Annotated in this window: 26 protein-coding genes, 1 tRNA gene, 1 other RNA gene and 1 pseudogene; 7 read left to right on the top strand and 22 right to left on the bottom strand. The window is 62.8% G+C overall.

The genetic code is table 11. The features are described 5' to 3' along the window. Positions 1-6 precede the first annotated feature (6 nt). The 6 genes from U5A82_RS10910 to U5A82_RS10885 form a co-directional block, all read right to left on the bottom strand. On the bottom strand, positions 7-804 hold the full coding sequence (locus U5A82_RS10910) for a sugar phosphate isomerase/epimerase family protein (protein WP_326290819.1): 798 nt from the start codon (positions 802-804) through the stop codon (positions 7-9). 2 nt (positions 805-806) lie between these two features. Then, positions 807-1,598: an SDR family oxidoreductase gene (locus U5A82_RS10905; RefSeq protein ID WP_326290818.1), complete on the bottom strand. Its 792-nt coding sequence runs from the start codon at positions 1,596-1,598 to the stop codon at positions 807-809. Continuing rightward, positions 1,598-2,377, bottom strand: coding sequence for an SDR family NAD(P)-dependent oxidoreductase (locus tag U5A82_RS10900; protein ID WP_326290816.1), 780 nt, complete (start codon positions 2,375-2,377; stop codon positions 1,598-1,600). The genes U5A82_RS10905 and U5A82_RS10900 overlap by 1 nt, the downstream gene beginning before the upstream one ends. A 19-nt stretch (positions 2,378-2,396) precedes the next feature. Continuing rightward, positions 2,397-2,798 carry a nuclear transport factor 2 family protein gene (locus U5A82_RS10895; RefSeq protein WP_326290815.1) on the bottom strand — a complete coding sequence of 134 codons (402 nt, stop codon included), beginning with the start codon at positions 2,796-2,798 and terminating at the stop codon, positions 2,397-2,399. Next, positions 2,798-4,132, bottom strand: a complete 1,335-nt coding sequence (locus U5A82_RS10890) for an aromatic ring-hydroxylating oxygenase subunit alpha (protein ID WP_326290812.1) — start codon at positions 4,130-4,132, stop codon at positions 2,798-2,800. Before U5A82_RS10890 ends, U5A82_RS10895 begins: the two co-directional genes overlap by 1 nt. A gap of 160 nt (positions 4,133-4,292) precedes the next feature. Continuing rightward, the gene (locus U5A82_RS10885; RefSeq protein ID WP_326290810.1) at positions 4,293-4,949 is read right to left on the bottom strand and encodes a DsbA family oxidoreductase; all 657 of its coding nucleotides are present in this window, start codon (positions 4,947-4,949) and stop codon (positions 4,293-4,295) included. Positions 4,950-5,262: 313 nt separating this feature from the next. Between U5A82_RS10885 and U5A82_RS10880 the strand changes: the two genes are divergently transcribed. Both U5A82_RS10880 and U5A82_RS10875 read left to right on the top strand, forming a co-directional pair. After that, entirely contained in the window at positions 5,263-6,558 is a 1,296-nt protein-coding gene (locus U5A82_RS10880) for a carotenoid oxygenase family protein (protein ID WP_326290809.1), read from the top strand. Continuing rightward, complete coding sequence (locus tag U5A82_RS10875; RefSeq protein ID WP_326292910.1) at positions 6,444-6,731, top strand: carotenoid oxygenase family protein; 288 nt, start codon at positions 6,444-6,446, stop codon at positions 6,729-6,731. The genes U5A82_RS10880 and U5A82_RS10875 overlap by 115 nt, the downstream gene beginning before the upstream one ends. A 20-nt stretch (positions 6,732-6,751) precedes the next feature. On the opposite strand, the gene U5A82_RS10870 is transcribed toward U5A82_RS10875, so the two are convergent. After that, positions 6,752-7,738: a helix-turn-helix domain-containing protein gene (locus U5A82_RS10870; protein WP_326292909.1), complete on the bottom strand. Its 987-nt coding sequence runs from the start codon at positions 7,736-7,738 to the stop codon at positions 6,752-6,754. A gap of 229 nt (positions 7,739-7,967) precedes the next feature. On the opposite strand from U5A82_RS10870, the gene U5A82_RS10865 reads away from it, so the two are divergent. Further along, positions 7,968-10,367 (top strand): TonB-dependent receptor, encoded by a 2,400-nt coding sequence (locus U5A82_RS10865; RefSeq protein ID WP_326290807.1) that lies wholly within the window; start codon positions 7,968-7,970, stop codon positions 10,365-10,367. A 225-nt stretch (positions 10,368-10,592) separates the two neighbouring features. On the opposite strand, the pseudogene U5A82_RS10860 reads toward U5A82_RS10865, so the two are convergent. From U5A82_RS10860 to U5A82_RS10840, 5 genes and pseudogenes are all read right to left on the bottom strand, one after another. Further along, positions 10,593-11,125 (bottom strand): annotated as a pseudogene (locus tag U5A82_RS10860) (hypothetical protein). Continuing rightward, positions 11,112-11,507: a phosphoribosyl-AMP cyclohydrolase gene (gene hisI / locus U5A82_RS10855; RefSeq protein WP_326290806.1), complete on the bottom strand. Its 396-nt coding sequence runs from the start codon at positions 11,505-11,507 to the stop codon at positions 11,112-11,114. Before hisI ends, U5A82_RS10860 begins: the two are co-directional and overlap by 14 nt. A gap of 121 nt (positions 11,508-11,628) precedes the next feature. Beyond that, positions 11,629-11,705, bottom strand: a tRNA-His gene (locus U5A82_RS10850). A 102-nt stretch (positions 11,706-11,807) separates the two neighbouring features. Then, a complete protein-coding gene (locus U5A82_RS10845) occupies positions 11,808-12,404 on the bottom strand; it encodes a nucleotidyltransferase family protein (RefSeq protein ID WP_326290804.1) in 597 nt (198 codons plus the stop codon). Further along, positions 12,401-12,952 (bottom strand): septal ring lytic transglycosylase RlpA family protein, encoded by a 552-nt coding sequence (locus tag U5A82_RS10840; RefSeq protein ID WP_442802165.1) that lies wholly within the window; start codon positions 12,950-12,952, stop codon positions 12,401-12,403. Before U5A82_RS10840 ends, U5A82_RS10845 begins: the two co-directional genes overlap by 4 nt. On the opposite strand from U5A82_RS10840, the gene U5A82_RS10835 reads away from it, so the two are divergent. Beyond that, positions 12,939-13,193 carry a hypothetical protein gene (locus tag U5A82_RS10835; protein ID WP_326290802.1) on the top strand — a complete coding sequence of 85 codons (255 nt, stop codon included), beginning with the start codon at positions 12,939-12,941 and terminating at the stop codon, positions 13,191-13,193. The two genes, U5A82_RS10840 and U5A82_RS10835, sit on opposite strands and share 14 nt — an antisense overlap. On the opposite strand, the gene U5A82_RS10830 is transcribed toward U5A82_RS10835, so the two are convergent. The 9 genes from U5A82_RS10830 to U5A82_RS10790 all read right to left on the bottom strand — a co-directional run bounded on the left by U5A82_RS10830 (position 13,186) and on the right by U5A82_RS10790 (position 21,909). Then, entirely contained in the window at positions 13,186-13,458 is a 273-nt protein-coding gene (locus U5A82_RS10830) for an HU family DNA-binding protein (protein ID WP_326290799.1), read from the bottom strand. The genes U5A82_RS10835 and U5A82_RS10830 overlap by 8 nt on opposite strands. 183 nt (positions 13,459-13,641) lie before the next feature. Continuing rightward, positions 13,642-16,038 carry an endopeptidase La gene (gene lon / locus U5A82_RS10825; RefSeq protein WP_326290797.1) on the bottom strand — a complete coding sequence of 799 codons (2,397 nt, stop codon included), beginning with the start codon at positions 16,036-16,038 and terminating at the stop codon, positions 13,642-13,644. A gap of 137 nt (positions 16,039-16,175) precedes the next feature. After that, positions 16,176-16,499, bottom strand: coding sequence for a YbaB/EbfC family nucleoid-associated protein (locus tag U5A82_RS10820; protein ID WP_326290795.1), 324 nt, complete (start codon positions 16,497-16,499; stop codon positions 16,176-16,178). 3 nt (positions 16,500-16,502) lie between these two features. After that, positions 16,503-18,119 (bottom strand): DNA polymerase III subunit gamma/tau, encoded by a 1,617-nt coding sequence (locus tag U5A82_RS10815; RefSeq protein WP_326290793.1) that lies wholly within the window; start codon positions 18,117-18,119, stop codon positions 16,503-16,505. Positions 18,120-18,170: 51 nt separating this feature from the next. Continuing rightward, an RNA gene (ffs, locus tag U5A82_RS10810) (signal recognition particle sRNA small type) lies at positions 18,171-18,268 on the bottom strand. A 174-nt stretch (positions 18,269-18,442) separates the two neighbouring features. Continuing rightward, on the bottom strand, positions 18,443-19,411 hold the full coding sequence (blaSGM, locus tag U5A82_RS10805; protein WP_326292908.1) for an SGM family class A beta-lactamase: 969 nt from the start codon (positions 19,409-19,411) through the stop codon (positions 18,443-18,445). Between the two features lie 8 nt (positions 19,412-19,419). Next, positions 19,420-19,755, bottom strand: coding sequence for a 2Fe-2S iron-sulfur cluster-binding protein (locus U5A82_RS10800; protein ID WP_326290792.1), 336 nt, complete (start codon positions 19,753-19,755; stop codon positions 19,420-19,422). Positions 19,756-19,774: 19 nt separating this feature from the next. Continuing rightward, positions 19,775-20,863 (bottom strand): cysteine desulfurase family protein, encoded by a 1,089-nt coding sequence (locus tag U5A82_RS10795; RefSeq protein ID WP_326292907.1) that lies wholly within the window; start codon positions 20,861-20,863, stop codon positions 19,775-19,777. Beyond that, on the bottom strand, positions 20,860-21,909 hold the full coding sequence (locus U5A82_RS10790; protein ID WP_326290791.1) for a cysteine desulfurase family protein: 1,050 nt from the start codon (positions 21,907-21,909) through the stop codon (positions 20,860-20,862). The genes U5A82_RS10795 and U5A82_RS10790 overlap by 4 nt, the downstream gene beginning before the upstream one ends. 150 nt (positions 21,910-22,059) lie before the next feature. On the opposite strand from U5A82_RS10790, the gene U5A82_RS10785 reads away from it, so the two are divergent. Further along, positions 22,060-22,716: an alpha/beta hydrolase gene (locus tag U5A82_RS10785; protein ID WP_155186460.1), complete on the top strand. Its 657-nt coding sequence runs from the start codon at positions 22,060-22,062 to the stop codon at positions 22,714-22,716. 48 nt (positions 22,717-22,764) lie between these two features. On the opposite strand, the gene U5A82_RS10780 is transcribed toward U5A82_RS10785, so the two are convergent. Continuing rightward, positions 22,765-22,956, bottom strand: coding sequence for a hypothetical protein (locus U5A82_RS10780; RefSeq protein WP_326290788.1), 192 nt, complete (start codon positions 22,954-22,956; stop codon positions 22,765-22,767). 105 nt (positions 22,957-23,061) lie between these two features. Between U5A82_RS10780 and rpiB the strand changes: the two genes are divergently transcribed. Then, a complete protein-coding gene (gene rpiB / locus U5A82_RS10775) occupies positions 23,062-23,499 on the top strand; it encodes a ribose 5-phosphate isomerase B (RefSeq protein ID WP_326290786.1) in 438 nt (145 codons plus the stop codon). 12 nt (positions 23,500-23,511) lie between these two features. Beyond that, positions 23,512-24,813 carry a serine hydroxymethyltransferase gene (gene glyA, locus U5A82_RS10770; RefSeq protein WP_326290784.1) on the top strand — a complete coding sequence of 434 codons (1,302 nt, stop codon included), beginning with the start codon at positions 23,512-23,514 and terminating at the stop codon, positions 24,811-24,813. The last annotated feature ends 90 nt before the right edge of the window (positions 24,814-24,903 follow it).

The raw sequence follows: 24,903 nt of genomic DNA, 5'->3' as shown, positions 1-24,903 counted from the left end.
GCGAAGTTAAGCCCGGCCACCCAGCCAGGCCCGACTGGTCCGCATCAGTTCCGCAGCGCGATCGTTAAAGTCGGGAAAGTCCTCCCGCAGCGCCTTCGACCGCTCCTCGATTCCGATCGGCAATCCATCTGGCAATCCTGCCAGCAACCCATCGATCGCGAGGCCGCCCCGCCCCAAAGCGACCCGGCCATCGATCGCCTCGACGAGGATCGCATCGGGGTCGCCAGGGTCCGCCCCCGGCATCGGCGCATCGCATAATTGGGCATAGCCCAGCCACTCTATCGGCACGGCGGCGACATCCGCCAGCGTGCCCCCAGACCGGGTCCAGTGCAGCGCATCGATCAGCAACCCCATGTTCGGTGCATCGATTTCCCGCAGGATCGCGCTGGCCTGATCGATGGTCTTGACCGCTGTAAACAGGCCGAACTCCAGATTGACCCTGATCCCGCTGCCCCCATGCGCCATCAACGCCGCCAGCTTGTCCCGCGTCGCCCCCGCATCAGGGTCGCTGCTGACGCACAGGACATTGTGCGCGCCAAGCTCCAGCCCGATGTCGACGATACGCAGATGATCGGGGTCGAGCGGGCCAGGCTTGATCCACACCACTTCGACGTCCAGCAGTGGCAGGCCCGTCGCCGCCAGCGCCGCCCTGACCTCCCGCGTCGTGGCCGTCGTCCAGTCGGCCATCTCGACCCACATGCCGCCATAGTCGAACCCGGCCTGGGCGGCCGCCTCGACCAGTTGTACCGGGGTCGCTTCCGGCATGATGCCCGCCGACATGGCCAGCGGATGGCGGCGGCCCATCGTCAGCCCGCCGCAATCGCCGCCGCGACCGACGCTGCGATGTCCGCCTTGGACGGATTACCGCGCAGGCTTAGCCCGCCATTCACCTGCATATTCTCACCGGTCATGAAAGATTCGTCGCTGGCGAGCCAGACACAGGCCGCCGCGATATCCTCCCGCGTGCCATAGCGACCGAGCGGATAGGCTTTGTTGAAGGCGTCCATCAGGCCGGGCACGGCAGCCGCATCGGCCGTCATCGGCGTATCGGTGACGCCCGGCGACACGCTATTGAAACGGATGCCGCGGTCGCCAAACTGGTTGGCGACGCTGCGGATCATATGGTCGGTGCCCGCCTTGGTCGCCATATAGGCGTCATGATCGTGGAACATGATCGTCGCGGTCGCCGAACTGATCTGGATGACTGACCCGCCTGCGCCCATCGCCGGGATCAGCGCTTGCAGGAACTGGAACGGTCCGCGCAGTTGCAGCGCATACATCCGATCGAAATCCTCGTCGGTCGTTTCGAGGAACGGTTTGAGCAGGCCCCAGCCGGTGGCGTTGACCGCAATATCCAGGCCGCCCAGCGCCGCCTTCGTGCCTTCGACCAGGGCGAAGATACTCGCCCGATCGGAAAAGTCACAAGGCAGCGCCACGCCGCCAATCTCGCCCGCCAGCGTTTCCAGCACGTGCATGTTGCGCCCGGCGACCACGACCCGCGCGCCTTCATCCGCAAAGCGGCGAGCGATCGCCTGTCCCATATTCCCCGCGCTGGCGGCACCCACGACCAGCGCCGCCTTGCCCGACAGCCGGCCCATCAGACGAACTCCTCCGGGCGCGGCGTTCGCCGTAGCGCCTGTCCGGCGGTGACATCGATCCGCTGGCCGGTCACGAACGCCTCGTCACTGGCGAGCCACAAGGCGGTATTGGCAATATCCTCGACCGTAGGAAAGCGCCCCAGCGGCATTTCCTTGAGGAAAGCGTTCGTGACAGCCGGCATGGCAAAATAATCCTCCGTCATGGCGCTCTTGGTGAAGCCCGGCGCGATGGAATTGACCCGGATGCCGCGTGCGCCCAGTTCATTGGCGGCGACTTTGACCAGCACGTCCGCCCCGCCCTTGGACCCCGCATAGGCGCCATAATCGGTCGCCTGCACCAGCACGGTGAGCGACGATGCGGTGATGATCGATCCGCCACCCTTGCCATCGGCAACAGGGGTCATGGCCAGCGCCATCTGCTTGATGAACAGGCCCGTCCCGACGAAATGCACTTCCGCCTGCTGGCGGAACAGCTCGGCGCTGGTGTCCAGGATCGCGCCCGACCCACCTATACCGGCATAGTTGATCGCAATGTCGAGCCGCCCATAATTATCGACCGCCGCCTTGGCGAGCGCGGCCAATTGCGCTTCGTCGGTGATATCGCAGGCGATGGCGACCGCGCCCAGATCTGTCGCCACCGCTGCGACCGCGTCCGCTCGCCGCGCCGCCAGCACCAGCTTCGCGCCCTCGGCCGCAAAGCGCCGCGCCGTCGCCGCGCCCATGCTGCGGGGGTCGGACGCGCCCAATATCACCGCAACCTTGCCGTCCAGTCGTGCCATCATCCTCTCCCGATCGATCTCAATAGTCTTCGCTGTCGACGGCGGTGAACGCACGGAAGGCAAAGCCCCAGACGCCATTGCGTTTGCGATAGCGATCCTCGTAGCAGCCCTGCACCCGTAGCCTTTTGCCATCGGCGGTGCGCGCGACTTCGCTGGAATAGGATCGCCCGGTAGCCGCGTCGCCATCGATCACGACCTCACCCTGCGACACCATCATGATCACGAAGGGGAATCCCGCCATTGCCTGTCGCCAGGCGTCCAGGATCGCCGCCCGACCCTTCACCGGATCGGGATCGAACAGCCGCCATTCGCCGTCTTCGTCCCAGGTCGATGCCCATAAGACCGCGTCACGCCGGTTCACGCCATCGGCATAGCGCGCCAACACGTCGTTGATCGCCACCCGGTCTTCGAACGCGGACATCAGTCCCCATCCGCCGGTAACGCGCCATGAATGCCGCACGCATCGTTCAGCAATTCATGGAAGCGCTGAATCCGCTTTTCCTGCCCTGAAATCGTGCCGCCCTTATAGCCCATCGAATGCAGCCCCTGCTGCTGGCCCACAGCCACCGACATGTCCTGATCCGCGACATAGCCCAGCGTCTTGTCGCCATAGATCACGACCTCCCGCTCGGCAGGCGCGAAGGGCACGATGCCGACCGGGGTGACCACTTCCGTGCGCCCGTCAACCGGCGGCATCAGATACCAATGGTCGAAGATGCATTTTTCCGGGTCGGTCGGATGCGGTTCGGACCGCAATATCTGGAACCCGTCCGGGCTCATCGTGATCGTTGTGTTTGGCCAGAGCGTATAATGATAATAGTCGGTCAGCATGCTGTCGGTCATCGTGTCGAAATGCCGATAGCCGCGTTCGCGTCCCAACCGCCGCTTGGCCTGCTGGATCGCCACCCGTGCCTGCGTCGCGCGATCGGTGAAATCGGCGGGGTCCAGCCCCCATTCGCGCAGATTATCCTCGACCAGCGGCTGCATCGCATCGGGATAGTCCAGCCGCTTGGACGGGTGGCATCCCTTTTGCACCATGCGGTTATGGCCGCTGGGATACATCTCGAAACTGGTGTCGGTATATTCGTCGTCGATAAAGCTCGCCAGTTCCGGGTGGAGCGTGGGCAAATGATAGCTTTCGTTGAAATTGTCGCGAATGATCTTCCAGTTGCAGGGAATTTCGCAGCGCACGTCCAGCACGCGCGTCATCGTCTCCATCTGATAGCCTGCCAGTTGATCGGGCAGCGGCGCCAGCCAGTCGAGCAGCGGCGTGGCGTCTTTGTCCATGTTAAACCAGACGAACGGCCCCCATGTGCCGACCGCGATCTCGGTCAGATGCGCCTTGCCGCACGGATTGCCGCCGGGAAAATCCTCTGCATCCTGCGCGAACAACAAGGTGCCGTCCTTACCGAACTGCCAGCCATGATAGGAGCAGGTGATCCGCTCGCTGCTGCCCATGTCGGACCAGAGCAGCCGGTTGCCGCGATGGACGCAGGCATTGAAGAAGGCCTTGATCGAGCCATCCTCCTGCCGGATCATGATGACGCTGTCGCGCATCAGATTATGGGTGATCCAGTCGCCCGGTTCCTCCAGATCGGCCAGCATCCCGCCGATATGCCAGACCTTGGCAAAGACGTGGCGCCATTCGGCGCGCGCCCAGCGCTTGGAATAATAGCGTTCTCCGGTGATCGGATCGCCGCGCACCGGGGGCTCGAAATCCGCTAGCGTCCTTCCCAGAAAATGCTCTCTCGCCATTGCCTGTCCTCTGCCCGAGCGCTCTTGATTGGCGCGCGGATTTGGGGACAGTCTAGGCACTGGAGGACGGCCGCGAACCTCGGCTTTATATCAGGGTCGGTCTTCAGATATTCATTGCCGCGACCATCATAAAGGCGTCTTCTCGCCCAACAGCCCTGGGTCAGACTGACCGGCTTTCCGTGGCGATCTTTCTCAGCGCCTGTTCGAACGCTTCGGGCGGCTGCCCGCCGCTGATGAGATATTTCCCGTTCACTACGACCGCGGGAACGCTGTTGATCCCGCGGGACTGCCATAGGGCTTCCTCACTGCGCACGGCCGCCGCGAACTCGTCGCTTTCAAGGATCGTCAGGGCCCGTTCGATGTCCAGACCGGCCTTCGCCACAGCGCCAAGAAGAACCGAATGGTCGGCCACATTGAGGCCGTGGGTGAAATAGGCCTCGAACATCGCGAGCTTGAGATCGGCCTGCCCGCCCTCCTCAGCGGCCCAGCACAGAAGCCTGTGGGCATCGAAGCTATTATACATCCGGCTGTCTGCGGTCATCGTGATGTCAAAGCCCAACGCTGCGGCGCGATCCTTTATCATCGCCCGATTGGCGGCCGACTGCTCGGGCGTCGATCCATATTTCTGGGCAAGATGCTCGCCCAGATTCTGGCCTTGCGGCTCCATGTCCGGATTAAGTTCGAACGGGTGGAAGCGAATATCCGCCGTGACCTCGCCATCGAGGCGTTTCAGGGCCACTTGCAGACCTTTAAGCCCGATGATGCACCAGGGACAGACAATGTCCGATACGAAATCGATCTTCAAACGCTCGGCCATGCTGACGTCCTTTCACATGCAATCGGCTCGCTGCCGTCCGCCACCGGCAAGATGGGAATGGCTTGCCATGAATAGGAGGGCGGACGAGCATAAAATCAGGCCTGAAATCACCTGGCGGTCGCAGCCGTCAGGCGATGTCTGACGCGATATGGCGGTCACCATGTCAGCCTCTAACTCTTCGAACAATGTCAACGCGCAAATTTCATTACATATCAACATTTTAAGAAACATTGCGGAGTTAATTCGCAACATTCTTGCGCATTCTTTGATCGTGATGCACATAGCCACGCAATAATGATAGGAGGAAGAGGCGGTGGCAGCATTTCCACAAACACCCGAATATACCGGCCTGAACACACCGCTTGGCGCTGAATATGATTTGCATAATCTGAAGGTTGAGGGCGTCATACCCGCCGACGTGAAGGGCGTCTTTTTTCGCGCTGTGCCGGACCCTGCCTATCCCCCATTCATCGAAGATGGTGGCGCCATTCTGTCGGGCGATGGCATGATTTCGGCGATCCGCTTTGCAGCGGACGATGTCAGCATCTCCATGCGATACGTACAAACCGTTCGGCATGAGGTCGAGGCAGCCGCCGGTGAAGCGGTGTATGGGAAATATCGCAATCCTTTTACCGACAAGCCTGTTGCGGCAGGATTGGATCGCACCGTCGCGAACACCACCCCCATCTGGCATGGCGGACGACTGCTGCTCGCCAAAGAGGATGGACGTCCCTATCGCGTCGACCCGGCCACGCTGGCGACGGTCGGTTCTTATGATTTCGACGGCAAGCTGCAATCCCAGACATCAACCGCCCATGGCAGGGTCGATCCCGACACCGGGGAACTCTTCATGTTCGGTTATGAGGCCGACGGACTGGCATCACGGAAAATCGCCTATTTCATCGTGGATAAAGACGGCATCCTGTTGCGGGAACAATGGTTCGATGCGCCTTACTGCGCGATGATGCACGATTTCGCCATTACCGAAAATTATGTGCTGTTCCCCATATATCCGACGACCGCCGATCTGGATCGCCTGAAGGCAGGGGGCGATCATTGGGTCCATCATATGGATATCGACAGCTGGGTTGGTGTGATGCCGCGCTATGGCGATACCGCCGAACTCCGCTGGTTCAAGGGGCCAAAAGGCGTCTTCTGCTATCATATGATGAACGCCCATGAGGATGCAGAGGGGCTTATTCATTTCGATCAGTGCCTGTCGAACGTCAACGCCTTCCCCTTCGTTCAGCGCGCGTCGGGCCTTAATATTCCAGCTTGGGAAGCCGATGGTCGGCTGGAACGCTGGACCATTAATCTGACGGATGGCAGCGACACTATCACCGCTGCGCGCATCGGCCCTTCCGGGGACTTTCCCATCATTCCGGCGCATAAGCAGGGACGGCCACTCGACTATGGCTGGATGCTGACAATGGATCCCGACATGCGTGCCCCCCCGTTTTGGGCGGGCCGGTGGGGGCCATGTTCAACAGGCTTATTCGCCTGGATTTCAACGGTGGGCCTCTGCAAGCGCTCGCCTTGCCACCGGCCCATTGCTTCAATGAACCGGTCCATGTGCCCAGCAAACAAGCCGGGCATGAAGGGTGGCTGATAACGGTCGTCGACCAACAAACTGGATCTGACGATTTCGAGCACCAATGCTGGATCATCGACGCAGGGAATATCGGCGCAGGGCCAGTGGCGAAGGTGTCCATCCCCCAACGTCTGCGTCCGCAGGTTCATGGCTGCTGGGTTGATGCGGCTGCGCTTGCGAAGGCCGGGTAAACTGGATGGCCCAAGCCGGATCAGACCGATCTGGCAGGCTGACCCACAGCGAGCAACGGAGTGCAGGCGCGCCATTGCGTCGGCGTGCAATGGCGATTGCGTCGGAAGGCATTGGTAAAATGCGCCGCATCCTGAAAGCCGTTGGCAAAAGCGATTTGGGATATGGTCATGCCCGCGCGCGCTGGATCGCGCAGGTCTTCGGCGGCCTGTTCAATCCGTCGTTTCCAGATGCGATCTGTGATGGAGGCACCCAACGTATCATGAAATAACTGGTCCAGATGACGGCGGCTGATATGCTGGGATCGCGCGACAGCTTCGGCGGATAGTGCGGGTTCGGCCAGATGGAGGTCGATGAACAGGAGCGCATTCTGCACCCGCCAGACCGGCTTTGACGGCGCTTCGTCCTGCGCGAATTCCGCCGCCCCCATCAGATGGATTATGGAGACTAGAACCGCGCGTCGACGGTCCTCCCCCAACAGCGCCGCAGACCGCAATGCGCTCATCAGCGCATCAGCAATCATGCTGGTGTCGGCTTCTCCGCTACGCAATGGGCACACGGTGCGATGCTCCAGATGCGGGTTGCGACTCAGCACGCTGGCGCGCGGCATGCGCAGGAAGATGATCTGACCGCTGTCGGGGCCATTGATGCTGAATGGCAAACGCTCGTCGATAAAGCAGATGTCACCGGCATTCATCTCCGCGCGGCGCCCCTGCACGACTTCGTTGCAGCCCTCTATCTGCATCATCAGCGTGAAATTGGCGTCGTCGCTCCAGCGGCCTGGCGTGTATTGTACGCGAGCAGCGGGGTAGCGCATGGTCCAGAGGGCGCCTTCCCCCATCGCCAGCCGATGAATTTGCCCTGCCGACTGAATCTGCCCAAGGTCGCTGATGGAAAGGCCAGGGAATATGGACGGCGTGCGGCTGGACCAGACATGCGCCCGACGATCTTCCTCGACACCGCTCAGATCGAGCAGGGCGGGAACATCATATCGCCCTCCCAGTTCCATTTCAGACAACCTGCCGCTCTATTTCGCTCAACGCTTCCGCCGCCAGACCTGGATAGGATAGGCGGACGGCTTCAACAAGCGCTGAGTTGGGCAATTCAACCAGCGCCGTCCATGACCGCAGAAGTGTGCCGACCGCCATATCGGTCGAGCCGACTGCATCATGGCGACGGGGTTGGAGCAGAATAATTGGGCGATTGGCATATCGTTCGAACAGAGGGGGAGGACTTTAATGAACGTTGCCGTAAAATCCGGCTGTGCCTTGACGGCGCTGACCGCAGCGATGCTTTCGACCACGGCATGGGCGCAATCAAGCGCGGGCAACGAAACGCCAGCGGCCGCACAAGATGCCGGTCAGGCCGATGCAGATGGCGGCAATCGCGACATCATCGTCACGGCGCAATTCCGGCAACAGCGTCTTCAGGATACGCCACTGGCAATCACGGCCCTGTCGGCGGACATGCTCAACAATCGAGACCAGACGAGCCTGTCCAATATCGGCGGCTATGCCCCCAGCGTCAGCGTCAGCGAAGCGCCGTCCTATTATGGCAATTCGCTGGTCGCCTTCATCCGCGGCGTGGGCCAGAGCGACTCCAGCTTCGCCTTGGAACCGGGCGTCGGCATCTACATCGATGACGTATATTTCGGCACGACATTCGGCGCCGTCTTCGACCTGACCGATTTGGAGCGCGTCGAAATTCTGCGGGGTCCGCAGGGGACGCTCTCGGGCAAAAACTCTCTGGGCGGATCGATCAAGCTTTTCACCAGAAAGCCCGATGAAACAGCCGGTGGCTTTGTCGAAGCCACCTTTGGCCGCTTCAACCGGATCGGCCTGCGCGCCAGCGCCAATATCCCGTTGACGGACTCATTGTTCGCCCGCATTTCGGGCGTCTCCAGAAGTTCGGACGGCTATGTGAAGCGGCTCGATTATGGCTGCGTCAATCCGGGGCAAGGCTTTGCCGCCAGCCCTACATCGGGCGGAAGCTGCACGATCGGCACGGAAGGCGGCAAAAATGTGAAGGGCCTTCGCCTGTCCCTGCGCTACGCACCCGCGGACTCGCCGGTGGAAGTCAACCTGACGGGCGATGTGACCCGTGACAATTCCGAAGCTGGCGCGTCGAAATTGTTCTTCGCCAACAACCCCAACGTCCGAAGCTTTTCTCCTCTCAACCCGTTCGCCGGGATACCCTTCGACAGCCGTTTCCTGACCGGGGCCAAGAGCTACACCAACTATTCTAACTACTCCAACGGCGGCAATTATACGACGATCTTGGGTATTCCTACACAGGTTGCGCCGGGTTCCTTCAACATGACGCCAGAGTCCACCGCCAAGGGCTATGGGCTGAGCGCCATGGTCGACATCGAACTGAGTGATGCGCTCAGCCTTAAATCCATCACGGCCTATCGTGACGCGAGCGGCACCAGTGCGTCTGATTTCGACGGGTCGCCGCTCGCGATCTTGAATCAGGCGCTGCGCTTCAGCCACAAGCAATTCACGCAGGAACTCCGCCTGAGCGGCAAGGTCGGAACAGTCCTGAACTACACCGTTGGCGGATTTTACTATGATGCCAAGGATCGGTTGCGTTCCAGGGTAGAAATACCCGATTCGCTGTTTAACTTCTTGACCAACGATCCCGTCACCAATCGCAATTATTCCGTCTTCGCCCATGGAGAAGTCACGCCGTTTACGGGATTTAGCATTATCGGCGGGCTTCGTTACACCAATGACAAGAAAACCTATACTTTCAGTCGCAGAAATACCGACGGCACGCCGATTTCCCCTGCCTTCTTTGCGCCAAACTTCCTGATCTTCGGCCTGGACGGTGTTTCAGGCACCTATAAGAAGACCCATGTCGATTACCGCATCGGCGTCAACTATCGCTGGAACGAGGCGCTGATGACTTATGCGCAGGTGTCCACGGGCTTCAAGGGCGGCGGCATCAATCCGCGTCCCTTCGTACCCGATCAGGTCCGCAATTTCGGCCCGGAAACGGTGACGGCTTATGAAGCCGGTTTCAAGGCCGATCTGGGAGGGCGGACAGCGCGGTTGAACGGCGCTGTTTTCCTCAACGATTATAAGGATATGCAACTGACCTTGTTTGCCTGTCCGCCCAGCGTAAGCCCGGCCTGTGCCGCCCCGGCCAATGCCGGCAATGCGCAGGTGAAAGGCGCGGAGATCGAACTGACCTTGCGCCCGGTCGATGGGCTGACCATCGACGGGACCGCAGGCTACCTCGATTTCAAATATAAGTCGGTCAATCCGCTTTCGGGCGTATCGCTGAACATGAAAGAGCCCTTTCTCAGCGACTGGCAAGCCTCTGCGGGCATCCAATATGAGGCCGATCTTGGCTCCGGCACGCTCACGCCCCGGCTGGATTGGACCTATCAATCGAGCTTCTTTTACAAGGCGGTCAACACGCCTCTCAATCGCGTAGAAGCACGTAGCCTGTTTCAGGTGCGCCTGACATATGAAACGGCGGACCGTGACTGGAGCCTGAGTACGGGCGTGACCAATCTGTTCAATAAATTCTATTATACCGGTTTGGACGAAAGCGTTGTCGCTTACGGACTGGTGACAGGTTATGTGGGTCGCCCCAGAGAATGGTATGCGACGCTTACCCGACGGTTCTAATAGCAAGTTGCATTGATAGGAACCTATAGTCAGTTGTTCCCCGGCGAAGGCCGGGGCCAGTCGGGCGCTCAGAACTGTACCCCGCCCTTCGCCGGGGAACTGCCTCATGGGTCAGCGTCATCGCATTCTGGTATTAAACACAGGCCAGAAGTCAGAACCGATGTGACATCAATACTTTGGCATGACTGCCATTTGCCCGTAGCCGTCACCAGCTTTTGCGATATCCTAAATCTCGCAGAGCGGATGGCCGTCCTTGTCCCGGGCGCGCAGGGCGCTGGCGGCGTCGTTGGCGGTGCGCGGGAAGCTGACGCCTTCCAATGAGCCGCGCCCTTCGCACAGGTCTGCGCAGGCCATGTCGACCACACCGGGCAGCGCGATCTGGTCGCCATCATATTGCGCGACCACGATGCAGCGATCCCCGCCCTTGAAGCTGAGGATCAGCTTGTCGCCCGCGCGCCGCGCCGACCCCTGCCCTCGGCAGCTCTCATCCTCGCCGAAATTGGCCTGTAGCCCGAAGCGAAACGCGCCATCCTTGGACGGCATCACGCACAACATGTCTCGCCCGGCCTCGTGGCTGCGCTGGTAGAGGCCTATGGGCGACGTCTTGCTGGTGTCGGTGATCGCGCCACTCTCGATCGCGGCGCGCTCAAGGCCGGAGACGGCGGGCGCATCGGATGCCCCCCGGTGGCGTCAGCCGCCTCCGGAGCACGTTGGCAAGAGGCCAGGAGGACAAGGAGCGCCAGGCTAGCCCGCTGCATCGATCGCAATATCTGCCGCAGGTTCCACGGCCGTCAGGCCGTCCGGCCCGACCCGACGAAAGAAGCAGGAGCGCGCGCCGGTGTGGCAGGTGGGACCGGCGGGCGTCGCCTTCACCCAGACGGCATCCTGATCGCAATCGATGCGGATATCGCGCACTGTCAACATGTGGCCCGACGTCTCCCCCTTCTTCCACAGCGCCTGGCGACTGCGCGACCAGAAATGGGCAAGGCCGGTCTCGACCGTCAGCGCCAGCGCCTGCGCGTTCATATGCGCGACCATCAGCAGTTCGCCCGTCGCCGCGTCGGTCACGACTGCGGTAATCAGGCCATGATCGTCATATTTGGGATTGAGGGTCAGGCCCTTGTCGCGCGCATCGGTCATAGCCGCGCTATAGAGCATCATGAGGAAAATTGGGAACGGCTTTTGCGTGTCCGGCAACGCCGTTTGACGATCCCATTCCCGCAAAGAACAGGCCCCTTATGGCAGGGGACATATCAGACAATGGGGCGATCGACGGGATCCGAACCCGCGACCTCCGGTACCACAAACCGGCGCTCTAACCAACTGAGCTACGATCGCCACAGGGGCCAGAAGCCCCGAGAGAAGCGCCACATATGCGGCCCATTACCGGTCGTCAAGCAGTCAAATGCCATAGGCGCGCAATGACGCACATTCTCCCCTTCATCCCACCGATCGCGGTCTTGCCGCCTCGCTCCAGGGAAGGATCGGCAGATCGGGCCAGCATGTAGCCCAGCGCGCAGCCTTATGCTCGTAAAAGGCGCGGTCGATCAATGTCGCATTGGCGCGCACGACAGGCGCCAGGAAATCGTCCAGACCGAAAGGCGCGGACAGGGCGACCTCATTGATCGCCACGGCCGACGCGGTCGTGGGGAAAGTCGCGGTCGCGTCCCGCGCCGAACGATAGGGCGCAATCGGAACGCCGAAGCGATCGGGATACCAGAGATGCACCCGCGCCTGATTTTTCACGTCCAGACGGATCGGCAGATCGGCGAAGACCTGGCCGACATGCGCCGCCGCCCGCGCCTCCGCGTTATCGGAGAGGTCGACCGGATCGAAATAGATGATGTCGGCGTCATCGATGCCGTGCAACGGTGGCAGGCCGAACCGGATGTTCCACCAGGCCTGCGCGAGCAGGCTGCCGGACAACCAGGCGTCGGGCAGGCCCAGCAGTGCCCAGCGGTCCAGCATCGGACCAGCGACGGGATGGTCTTGTGCGATGCGCCGCACGGTCTCTGCCTGCGCCGCCGTCGCCGTCATGGGGCCGACGCCTGCAATTGCGCGCGCAGGTTGACCAATATCCTTTCCGGCACGCGTGGCCGGCTGCTTGCCGCCTTGCCCTTGCGCAGGCGCGCCTTGTCCTTTTCCGGTGGATCGACCAAGCGCACGCGGACCGGCGCATGACCCTGCGCCCGGATGCCCAGTTCTTCCGCCGCGCCGCGCGACAGGTCGATCACCCGTCCGCGACCCGAAAAGGGGCCTCGGTCGTTGACGCGGACCAGCAGCGTGCGGCCGGTGTCCAATGCCGTGACCTCGACATAGCTGGGCAGCGGCAGGCTGACATGCGCGGCGGTGATCCACTTGGCCCGGAACCGCTCGCCATTGGCGGTGTGGTTGCCTGATTCCGATCCATACCAGCTGGCATAGCCCAGCATGTCATAGGTCGGATCGGCGGCAGGAACATAGGTGGTGCCGCGCACTGTATAGGGCGGGCCGATCCTGACCGGCGTGTCGCGCACCGGGCGATAATGGCCGCCAGCGCAGGCGGACAACCCCAGGGCCAGGATGATCCCGATGGCTCTCGTCATGCGTCCCGTCATGGAGAACGTCCTAACCATCGCTCCCTCTCGGGTCGAGGGGCGCATCGGCAAAAAAAGGGACGAAAAGGCGATGTGCCCCTTCGTCCCTTTTGCCATTCGGCATCTGGCGGCGTGGAAGATGATCTTCCTGTCGCCGCATCACTCTCCTGAAAACTTTCCGGCCGCGATGCCGGCAGATGGTCGAACGGTCGGCGCCCCCGGGAAGGCAGGCGCCGCGCGCCTCAGTTGACCGAATCCTTTAGGCCCTTGCCGGCCTTGAACTTGGGTTGGGTCGAAGCCTTGATGGTCATGGTTTCGCCGGTGCGCGGGTTGCGGCCGGTGGACGCTTTGCGCTGCGAAACGGAGAAAGTGCCGAAGCCGACGAGGCGCACTTCGTCGCCCTTCTTCAGCGCGCTGGTGATGGCGTCGAACACGCCTTCGACGGCCTTGGTCGCGTCATTCTTGCTAAGGCCGCTGCTTTCAGCAACTGCGCTGATCAAATCCTGCTTGTTCATGCCTTGGGAACCCCCTTGCTATTTGGTTGATTAGGAATCGCGGCGTAGGGGGCGCAATAAGGCGCGGATTCCTGCGCCTGTCAAAGGGAAAGCGACAAAGCCCTTCACCGCTGTGGAATTTTGCGCCCGCGGACGCAAAATCCAACAAAACCCGCAGATACCCGCCGCTTTCCCGGCTTTTGGTTAATGCCGCAAGGCGGGGTCGCTGTCGCGCCCTGGCCCATTGCTGGGCTGTGCAGCCAAATCATCCTCTTCGGTCCAGGCGATCGCTTCCGGTACGGATGCGAGCGCGCGGGCCAGCACCTCATCGACATGCGAGACCGGCACGATTTCCAGCCCTTCGCGAATGTTGGCCGGGATTTCTGCTAGGTCCTTCTCATTTTCCTGCGGGATCAGCACCGTCTTGATGCCGCCGCGCAACGCCGCGAGCAGCTTTTCCTTCAAGCCGCCGATCGGCAACACGCGGCCACGCAATGTGACCTCACCCGTCATCGCGACATCCTTGTGCACCGGAATGCCGGTCAGGGTCGACACGATCGTGGTGACCATGCCGATACCGGCCGACGGGCCGTCCTTGGGCACCGCGCCTTCGGGCAGATGGATATGGATGTCCTTGCGGTTGAAGACGCTCGGCTTGATCCCATAGCCCGGCGAACGCGCCCGCACATAGGAGAAGGCGGCCTGCACCGATTCGTTCATGACCTCGCCCAGCTTGCCGGTGGTCTTGATCAGCCCCTTGCCGGGCACCGTCACCGCTTCGATCGTCAGCAATTCGCCGCCGACTTCGGTCCAGGCCAGGCCCGTTACCGCGCCGATCTGATCCTCTTCCTCACCCATGCCGTGGCGGAATTTCCGCACGCCCGCATAGTCGGCCAGATTGTCCGGTGTGATGACGACCTTGTCATAGGCGCCTTCCAGGATCTTGCGCAGTGCCTTGCGCGCCAGCCGCGCCACTTCGCGCTCCAGCGTGCGAACGCCCGCCTCGCGGGTATAGTAGCGGATCAGGTCGCGGACGGCCGCTTCGGTGACTTCGAACTCGCCGTCTTTCAGGCCATGCGCCTCGACCTGCTTGGCGATCAGATGGCGTTGGGCGATCTCGACCTTTTCATCCTCGGTATAGCCTTCGAGCCGGATGATCTCCATGCGGTCGAGCAAAGGTTGCGGCAAATTCAGCGAGTTGGCCGTCGTCACGAACATGATGTCCGAAAGGTCGACGTCGATTTCCAGATAGTGATCCTGGAACTTGCTATTCTGTTCCGGGTCCAGCACCTCCAGCAGCGCCGACGCGGGATCGCCGCGGAAATCCTGCCCCAGCTTGTCGATCTCATCCAGCAGGAAGAGCGGGTTCATCGTCCCCGCCTTTTTCAGGTTAGTGACGATCTTGCCCGGCAGCGAGCCGATATAGGTGCGACGGTGGCCGCGAATTTCCGCTTCGTCGCGCACGCCGCCCAGCGACTGGCGCACGAATTCACGCCCCGTCGCCTTGGCGATCGAACGGCCCAGCGACGTCTTGCCGACGCCCGGAGGACCCACGAGGCACAGGATCGGCCCCTTGAGCTTGTTGGTGCGCGCCTGCACGGCGAGATATTCGATGATCCGGTCCTTGACCTTGTCGAGCGCGAAATGATCCTCGTCCAGCACATCCTGCGCGCGCTTGAGGTCGTTCTTGACCTTGCCCTTCTTGCCCCAGGGCAGGCCGAGCAGAACGTCGAGATAGTTGCGCACAACCGTCGCTTCGGCCGACATGGGCTGCATGCCCTTGAGCTTCTTCAGCTCCGCCGTCGCCTTGGCACGGGCTTCCTTGCTGAGCTTGGTCTTGGCGATCTTCTCGGTCAGTTCGGCGAGTTCGTCGCCTTCCTCACCCTCGCCATTGCCCAGCTCGCGCTGGATCGCCTTCAACTGCTCGTTCAGATAATATTCGCGCTGGGTCTTTTCCATCTGGCGCTTCACGCGGCCACGAATTTTCTTTTCGACCTGGAGCACGCCCAGTTCGCCCTCCATGAAGGCGAACACCATTTCCAGCCGCTTGACCGGATCGGCCTCGACCAGCAGCGACTGCTTGTCGGACACCTTGACGTTGATGTTCGCGGACACGGCGTCGGCCAGGCGGCCCGCATCCTCGATCTCGCGCAGTTGCACCGGGGTTTCGGCGGGCAGCTTCTTGTTGAGCTTCGCGTAATTTTCAAACTGTTCGGCAACCGAGCGCATCAGCGCCGCCGCCTCCGGCCCTTCCGCGACGATGTCTTCGACATCATCGACATTGGCGACCAGATAGGCGTCGCGGGTTTCCATGCTGTCCAGCTGCGCGCGATGCTTGCCCTCCACCAGGACGCGCACGGTGCCGTCAGGCAGCTTGAGCAGTTGCAGCACCACTGCCACCACGCCCGTGTCGTACAGCGAATTGCGGCCCGGATCATCTTCCGCCGGGTCGAGTTGCGACACGAGGAAGATTTCCTTCGATCCTTCCATCGCGGCTTCCAGCGCGGCGACGCTCTTGTCGCGGCCGACGAAGAGCGGGACGATCATCTGCGGGAAGACGACGATGTCGCGCAGCGGCAGAAGGGGATATTGCACAGTCATTCAATCTCCGGGGCCGAAAGAAGCGGCCCTCTCCTACGGTTCATCGCCATTATGGGGATGCCCGTCGCGGCAATCAATCGCCGCCGTCATATTGGTGCAACGATGAACCGCAGGTGATCGATCCATCGCGCCGGTCATCAGAAGGGCAGCTTGAAGCCGGGGGGCAGCGGCAGGCCGACGGTCATCTTGCCCATTTCGGCGTTGCTGATCTCGTCCGCCTTCTTGCGCGCGTCGTTGAACGCGGCGGTGACCAGGTCTTCCAATATCTGCTTTTCCGACGGGGCGAGCAGATTGTCGTCGATCGATACGCCCAATATACGGCCCTTGGCCGACGCGCGCACCTTGACCAGGCCGCCGCCAGCCTGGCCTTCGACCTCCAGCTTGTCCAGATTATCCTGCGCGCGCTGCAACTCTTCCTGAACACGGCTCGCCATGCCCAATATGTCGTTCAAATCCTTCATGTCTCAAGCACTCCATGCTTCGGGGCGGTCGGTTTCGACCAACTCCGCGTCGGGGAAAGCGGCCATCGCCGCCTTGACCACCGGGGTTTCCAATATTGCGGCGCGGGCATCGGCCTTTGCGGCTTCGGCCTGTTCCAGCAAGGTAGGGCCGCCGCCCGCCTGCGCCAACTGCACCGTCCATTTCGTGCCGGGCGTGACGGCGTTGATCGCCTGTTCCAGATCGCGCTTGAAATCGCCGAACGGCCAGGGGCTGGTCAGCCGGATTTCGATCGCGGGCGCGTTCAGGGCGACCAGCGCGGCGCAATCATGCAGATGATTGGCCAGCAGCGCCTTGTGCGGCTCCACCAGCTTTATGATGTCTTCCAGGCTACCAGGCAGGGTTGCGGATGGCTGCGCGGATGGGCTTGCCGCTCCGCCCGATTCCGCGCTCCCACCCGCAACGGGCGCGCCTTCGCGCAGCATCCGCACCAGTTCGCCCGGATCGGGCATGGTCGCGGCATGCATGACGCGCAGCAGCGCCATTTCGCAGCTTTCGATCGGCAATATGGCGCCCGCGACTTCGTCATGGCCCTTCACCAGCAATTGCCACAGCCGATGCAGCGGCGCGAAGCCCAGTTGCGACGCCCATTCCGCCAGCGCATCGCGCTCCTCAGCCGACTGGCCGGGGCTGGCGATATCGCGCCCGGCCTTCACCAACGTCACGGCGTGGGTGAGTTCCATCAGGCCGCGCATCAGCGCCAGCGGCTCCACCCCCAGCGCATATTGGTCGCGTACCGCGCCCAGCAGCGCGGCCGTATCGCCCTCCAGCAGCAGACCGAGCAAACGCCGCACCGACCCGCGATCGGACAGGCCCAGCATGTCGCGCACCTGGGCGGCGGTGACCATCGGCGCGCCTTCACCCATCTCCGCATGGGCGATCGCCTGGTCGAGGATGGACAGGCCATCGCGCGCGGAGCCTTCGGCCGCCTGCGCGATCAGCGTCAGCGCATCGGGTTCGGCCGCCACGCTTTCGGCCTCCACCACATGGGCGAAATGGCTGGCGAGCAGTTCGGCGGGAATGCGGCGCAGGTCGAAGCGCTGGCAGCGCGACAGCACCGTCACCGGCACCTTGTTCACCTCGGTCGTGGCGAACAGGAATTTCACATGAGCAGGTGGCTCCTCCAACGTCTTCAACAGCGCGTTGAAGGCGTTTTTGGAGAGCATATGGACTTCGTCGATGATGTAGATCTTGTAGCGCGCCGACACCGCAGCATAGCGCACCGCCTCGATAATCTCGCGCACATCGTCCACGCCAGTATGGCTGGCGGCATCCATCTCGACGACGTCGATATGCCGTCCTTCGGCGATGGCGACGCACGGTTCGCACACGCCGCACGGATCGATGGTAGGCCCGCCCTGCCCGTCCGGGCCGATGCAATTGAGCGCCTTGGCAATGAGGCGCGCCGTCGATGTCTTACCCACCCCGCGTACGCCGGTCATTAGGAAGGCGTGGGCCAGACGGCCCCGCTTGATCGCGTTGCCCAGCGTCTGGACCATCGCGTCCTGTCCGATCAGCTCGCGAAAGCTGCGCGGTCGATATTTGCGCGCCAGGACGCGATAGGGCTGCGGGGAATCGGACATGGACCTGTCCTAGCCGCTCATGCGGCCATTGTCGAAGATGGATGATGGTTGAAAAGTAGGAGCCGGAACGACCCGTGACGAAATCACTGTGGCTGCTTCCGTCAGGACCTGACCCGGTTCGCGACGATCACGTCCGCCCGACTCCCGGCGCGGCATATGGCGAAAGGGGAGAGGGATGGCAAGGGGTAGTAACCACCTCTTGCCAATCGTCACCCTGAACTTGTTTCAGGGTCCATTTCTCCACACATGCTTTTGTACCCGGTGGCGGGATGGATGCTGAAACAAGTTCAGCATGACGGTGGACAGGATGGCAGCGCCTTCCTCTACTCCAGCCCGCTCTTCTGCGCCTTGCCCACGAAATCCAGCGCGGCGCGCGCGGTTTCCGCGATCGCGGCTTCGGCCTTCTTGGCGTCGACGGTCGGCCGGTCGATATAGATCGCCAGGATATATTCGTCGCCAGCCGGCGATTTCACCAGCGCCACGTCATTATAGGCGTTGCCGCATGTCCCGGTCTTGCTGCCCGATGTCCAGCCTTCGGACAGGCCCGCCTTGATCCGCTTGTCGCCGGTGCTGCTGGCGTTGAACCAGCTGCGCAGCGTATCCGCGCTTTGCGGTTTCATGTCGCGGAAGAAGAGGCGCCCCATCAGCCCCGCCATCGCGGCGGGCGTCGTGGTGTCCTGCTCGTCCCCTTCCGCATTTTCGTTCAGCGTCGGCTCGTTGCGATCCAGCCGCGTCACGCTGTCGCCATGGGCGCGCATGAAGGCTGTCAGTCCTTCCGGCCCGCCCAGCATGGGCAGCAACAGGTTGGCGGCGCTGTTGTCGCTGACCTCCACCGCCGCCTGCGCCAGCTCGCCCATGGTCATGCGACCGCGTTTAAGGTTCTTCTTCACCACCGGCGCATGGTCAAGGATATCATCCTTGCCGACGGGGATCGTCCCGTCCAGCCCGAACTTGCCCCCTTCCGCCCCGATCAGCACGGCGGCGGCCAGCGGCCCCTTGAAGGTCGAACACATGGCGAACCGCTCGTCGCGGTTGAACCCCAGCAGCAACGCCCCGCTCCTGTCGACCAGCGCGACGCCCAGCCGACCGCCGATCTCCTTCTCGATCTCGGCGGGATTACGCACGGAAGTCAGCGCCGATTGCGGCACCAGATAGCGCGGCGCGGGCGGCAGCAGCGTGTCGAGCCGTCCCGTCGGCGCCGGTTCCTTCGCGGGCGGGGCCTTCTTTTCGGCGGCCGAGGCGGGGGCGGCCAGCAGCGACAGCGTGGCGAACGCGGCGATCAGTGTTTTCATATCGGTCATCACATGCCCTGCATGTTGTTGAATTCGCCTGGAATGCGCACCATCAGCCGGTCCAGCTTCCCATCCAGCACGATCTGGCACGACAGGCGGCTGGTGCGGGTCGCGGCAGCGGCCAGGTCCAGCATATCTTCTTCATCCTCGCTGGCGCGGGGCAGCCTGGCGAAATCGTCGGTATCGATGATGACATGGCAGGTGGAGCAGGCCATCTGCCCCTCGCACGTGCCCTCCAGCGGCTGGCCAGCGGCTTGCGCTATCTCCAGCAATATCGATCCAGTGGGTGCGTCCACCTCCTGCCGTCGTTCGCCATCGGCGCTGATGAAGGTGACGATGGTCATATATTCTATGCGCTCCCGTTCACGGCGCCGCTTGTGCGGCTGCCGCTTCATGCAATGCCTGTGCTGCCCTCTCCAACTCTTCCCGGCTCGTGTAACGGCCAAAGCCGATCCGCACCGATCCGCGCGCCTGGGCATCCGTCAGCCCCAGCGCGCGCAGCACATGGCTAGGCCGCCCGGACCCGCTTGCGCAAGCGCTACCGAGCGAAAAAGCAATATTGCGGCAATATGACAACAATCGCGCGCCATCGATGCCGTCGCGGCGCAGGTTGAGATTGCCGGGATAGCGATGGGTGTCGGACCCGTTCAATGTCCAGTCGGCGAACAACGCACGGGCCAGTGCGGCTAGCCCTTTGACGTGGTCGCGATCGGCATCGGCCCGTTCGCGCATCAATCGCGCGGCAACGCCGAAACCGGCGCAGAGCGCAGGCGACAGCGTGCCCGAACGCAGCCCGGCCTCCTGCCCGCCGCCATGGATCAGCGGCACGGGCCGCACGCCATCGCGCAGCCAGAGCGCGCCCACGCCCTTGGGACCATGGATCTTGTGGGCACTGATCGCGATCATGTCGCAGGCCGGGGGGATCGCCACGCGGCCATAACCCTGCACCGCGTCGCACAGGAACAGTGCGCCCGCGCGATGCGCCAGATCGGCAAGCGCGGCGACCGGCTGGATCACGCCGATCTCGTTATTCACCAGCATGGCGACAACGAGTGAGACACCTGGAACGATGGCCTGCGCGGCAGCGTCCATATCTACGACCCCATCCGGCCCGACGGGGAGAATGGTGACATCCCGCCCGGTGCGCCGCATCGCCTCCACCGTATCCAGCACGGCGGCATGCTCGGTCGCGATCGTCACGATGCCGCCCGGCCCCGCGCCCTGGATCGCGATGTTGAGCGCCTCCGTCGCGCCGGAGGTGAAGATCAGCCTGCCGCCCGGCGGCAGCAATCGCGCGATCTCGTCGCGCGCCACCTCCACCTGTGCGGCGGCGGCGCGGCCCAGCCGGTGGGCGCTGTGCGGGTTGGCGAACTGGTCGCGGAGCAACGGCACCATCGCGTCGAACGCTTCGGACGCAAGCGGCGTCGTTGCCTGATAATCCAGATATATCAATGCTTTGATCGCTGCATCATGGTCTTCCAAACATTTAGGAACCTGTCCATGTCGCTGTCGCACGTTTGCGGGCCGAAGCTGACCCGGACGACTTGCGACGCGGCATCCTCGTCCCAGCCCATCGCGCCCAGCACATGGCTGGTCTTGAGCGAACCGGACGAGCAGGCGCTGCCCGCCGACACCGAAATGCCCGCCATGTCGAACTGGATCAGCTGGGCGCGGGCCGACACGCCGGGCATGCGATAGCTGGCGATAGTGGGGATACGCGGCGCATCGCGCGCGACGATGATCCCGCCCGCCGCCTCTATGTCCGCGTCCAGCCGCGCGCGCAGGGCGGCGGCGCGGGGCAGCCAATCCTCCCGCGCCTCCAGCGCGGCGACCATGGCGAGGATAGCGGGCAGATTTTCGGTCCCGGCGCGATAGCCCTGCTCCTGCCCGCCGCTCGGTTCCATCAGGGCCAGGTCGCGGATCAGCAGCGCGCCGATGCCGGGCGGGCCGCCGAATTTGTGCGCACTGATCGCGATCATGTCCGCGTCCGGCAGGGGCAGTTTACCCGCGCTCTGGGCGCAATCGGCAAACAGGATCGCGCCGTCACGATCGATCTGGTCGAGCGGCTGGATCACCCCGGTTTCGTTGTTGACGTGCTGGATGGCGAAGACCACCCCCTCACCTGTTCGAACTGCGCCAACGGAGGTTGGATCGACACGTCCGTCAGACTTAACCCCCAACCGCGCCGCCGCCTTCGTCACGCGCAGCACGGCGTCATGCTCCACCGGCGACGTGACGATGCGGGCGGCCTTCGCGCGCAGCAGACCGATGGCGATCGCCTCGCTCGCGCCAGAGGTAAAGATGACATGCCCGGTCCAGCCTAGCGCCGCCGCGATGCGGGCACGTGCCTCCTCCAGCCTGGCGCGGGCGGCGCGGCCATCGGCATGGGGGCTGGACGGGTTGGCCCAGCCAGCCATCGCCTCCACCATCGCGACTTGCGCCGCTGGCAGCATGGGCGTGGTGGCGGCATGATCGAGGTAAAGGCGGTCGGCGACCAAGCGGCGTTACTCATTGATTGCGGAAATGGCGGCGGCTTCTATATAGGCGGACTGCCGCGCAGCGCCAGCACTACCCATTGGTGCGCGCGATCCGCATCCATCCGCTGTCGGCTCATCCGAGCAGGACGGCCCAGAACGATAACAGGTGCCATGCCAGACGTCATTTTCCCCGGACCCGAAGGCCGCCTCGAAGGCCGTTTCAGCCCCCCGCCCCGCCCGCGCGCGCCGGTCGCCATGATCCTGCACCCGCACCCCCAGGGCGGCGGCACGATGAACGACCGTATTACCCAGGCGCTCTACAAGACCTTCGTGAAGCGCGGCTTTGCCGTGTTGCGCTTCAACTTCCGGGGCGTCGGCCGCAGCCAGGGCACGTTCGACAATGGCATCGGTGAACTGTCCGACGCGGCGGCCGCGCTCGATTGGGTGCAGAGCTTCCATCCTGAAGCGCAGACCACCTGGATCGCCGGCTTCTCCTTCGGCGCGTGGATCGGCATGCAGTTGCTGATGCGCCGCCCGGAAATCCGCGGCTTCATCTCAGTCGCGCCGCCCGCCAACATGTACGACTTCTCCTTCCTCGCGCCCTGCCCCTCCTCGGGCATCATCGTGCAAGGGACGTCGGATGAAGTCGTGACGGCGAGCGCCGTGCAGAAGCTGGTCGACAAGCTGCGCACGCAAAAGGGCATCACCATCCATCATGACGAAATTCGCGGCGCGAACCATTTCTTCGAGCATGAACTCGACCAGTTGATGAAGTCGGTCGACAATTATCTCGACATGCGCCTGTCGCCGGATTCGCCGATCCGCTGAGGATCGGCACAGCTAAAAGAAAAGGGGCTGCCGAAAGGCGGCCCCTTTTTATCGCCGTTCCAGCGGCGCGATATCCGGCCCCGGTATCGCGCTGATCGCGACATTGCCGAACATGACGAGGCCCGCGACGATCATCAGGCCGCCGCGCTTGCGGTCGCCCTTCTTCACGACCGCATAAATGCCACCGCCCGTGAGCAGGACGCCTGCGAGCATCAATATGGATAAAATCGTGCCAGCCATGGCGACGATGCATAGTCGGCAAGCTGGACGGTGGCAATTGCCCGCCTCTCCCCCTATGACGCGCCCAGACTCGAATCACCCCATGGACGCAGGGGCCCAACAGCCATGAAGATCGCCATCGCTTCCGATCATGCCGCCGTCGAACTGAAGGCGGAGCTTGCGCAATGGCTGCGCGACGAGGGGCATGACGTCGCCGACCTTGGCCCCGCGACTGCCGACCGGGTCGACTATCCCGATTTTGGTTACAAGCTCGCGACAGCCGTCGCCTCGGGCGCAGCGGAGCGCGGCATTGCGCTGTGCGGCTCTGGCATAGGCATTTCGATCGCCGTCAATCGCAACCCCGCCTGCCGCTGCGCGCTGGTGGGGGAACCGCTGTCGGCCGCCCTGTCGCGCGAACATAATGACGCCAATGTCATCGCGATGGGCGCGCGCCTGACGGGCGTGGACATGGCCAAGGCCTGCGTCACCGCTTTTCTCTCCACCGATTTCGGCGGTGGCCGCCATGCCGGCCGCGTCGAGAAATTATCCCAGCCCGCGCTCTGAAAGGATATTTCGATGAGCACAGACACGCTTTCGCCCGCCATCCGCCAGGAAGGCTTCTTCAGTGAATCGCTCAGCAGCGCGGACCCGGACATCTTCGGCGCGATCGGCAATGAGCTGAAGCGCCAGCAGGACAAGATCGAACTGATCGCGTCCGAAAATATCGTGTCGAAGGCGGTGCTGGAAGCCGCAGGCTCCATCTTCACAAACAAATATGCCGAGGGCTATCCGGGCAAGCGTTACTATGGCGGCTGCGAATATGCAGACGTGGTCGAAACGCTGGCGATCGAGCGCGCCAAGCAGCTGTTCGGCGCGAACTTCGCCAACGTCCAGCCCAATAGCGGCAGCCAGATGAACCAGGCCGTGTTCCTGGCGCTGCTGCAACCGGGCGACACGTTCATGGGGCTCGACCTGTCGTCCGGCGGCCACCTGACCCACGGCTCGCCCGTCAACATGAGCGGCAAGTGGTTCAAGCCCGTCGCATATGGGGTTCGTCCCGACGATCATCTGATCGACATGGACGAAGTCGCCCGCATCGCGCGCGAATCCAAGCCCAAGCTCATCATCTGCGGCGGCACCGCCTATTCGCGCGTCTGGGACTTCAAGCGTTTCCGCGAGATCGCCGATGAGGTGGGCGCCTATCTTCTGGCCGACATGTCGCACTTCTCCGGCCTGGTCGCGGGCGGCGCGCACCCCTCGCCGGTGCCTTACGCCCACGTCACCACCACCACGACCCACAAGTCGCTGCGTGGACCTCGGTCGGGCATCATCCTGTGCAATGACGAGGCGCTGGCCAAGAAATTCAACAGCGCGATCTTCCCCGGCCTGCAGGGCGGCCCGCTGATGCACATCATCGCGGCCAAGGCGGTGGCGTTCAAGGAAGCGCTGACGCCAGAGTTCAAGGCTTATGCGCATCAGATCGTCGCCAATGCCCGCGCCCTGTCTGAAACGTTGGTCGAAGCCGGCCTGTCGATCGTGTCGGGCGGCACCGACAATCACCTGATGCTGGTCGACCTGCGCGCGAAGAACACCACCGGCAAAGCCGCGGAAAAGGCGCTCGATCGCGCCTACATCACCTGCAACAAGAACAATGTGCCGTTCGACACGGCCAGCCCGTTCGTCACGTCGGGCGTGCGGCTCGGCACGCCGGCCGGCACGACGCGCGGCTTCCGGGAGGAAGAGTTCCGCGAAATCGGCCGCCTGATCGCGCAGGTCGTGGAAGGCCTCAACCGCAACGGCGACGAAGGCGATGGCCAAGTCGAAGCCCATGTGCGCGAGAAGGTGCTGGGCCTGACGGCGCGCTTCCCGATCTATTAAGATGAGAGAGCCGTTCGTTTCGAGCTTGTCGAGAAACGGGTTCAGCGACATCGTTTTCCGAAGCGGCTCGAAACGAACGGAGATTATTAT

The sequence above is a fragment of the Sphingobium sp. CR2-8 genome (assembly GCF_035818615.1).
Taxonomy (GTDB): domain Bacteria; phylum Pseudomonadota; class Alphaproteobacteria; order Sphingomonadales; family Sphingomonadaceae; genus Sphingobium.
Note: the sequence above shows the minus strand (reverse complement) of the source record. Positions and strands in the feature narration are given on the sequence as shown.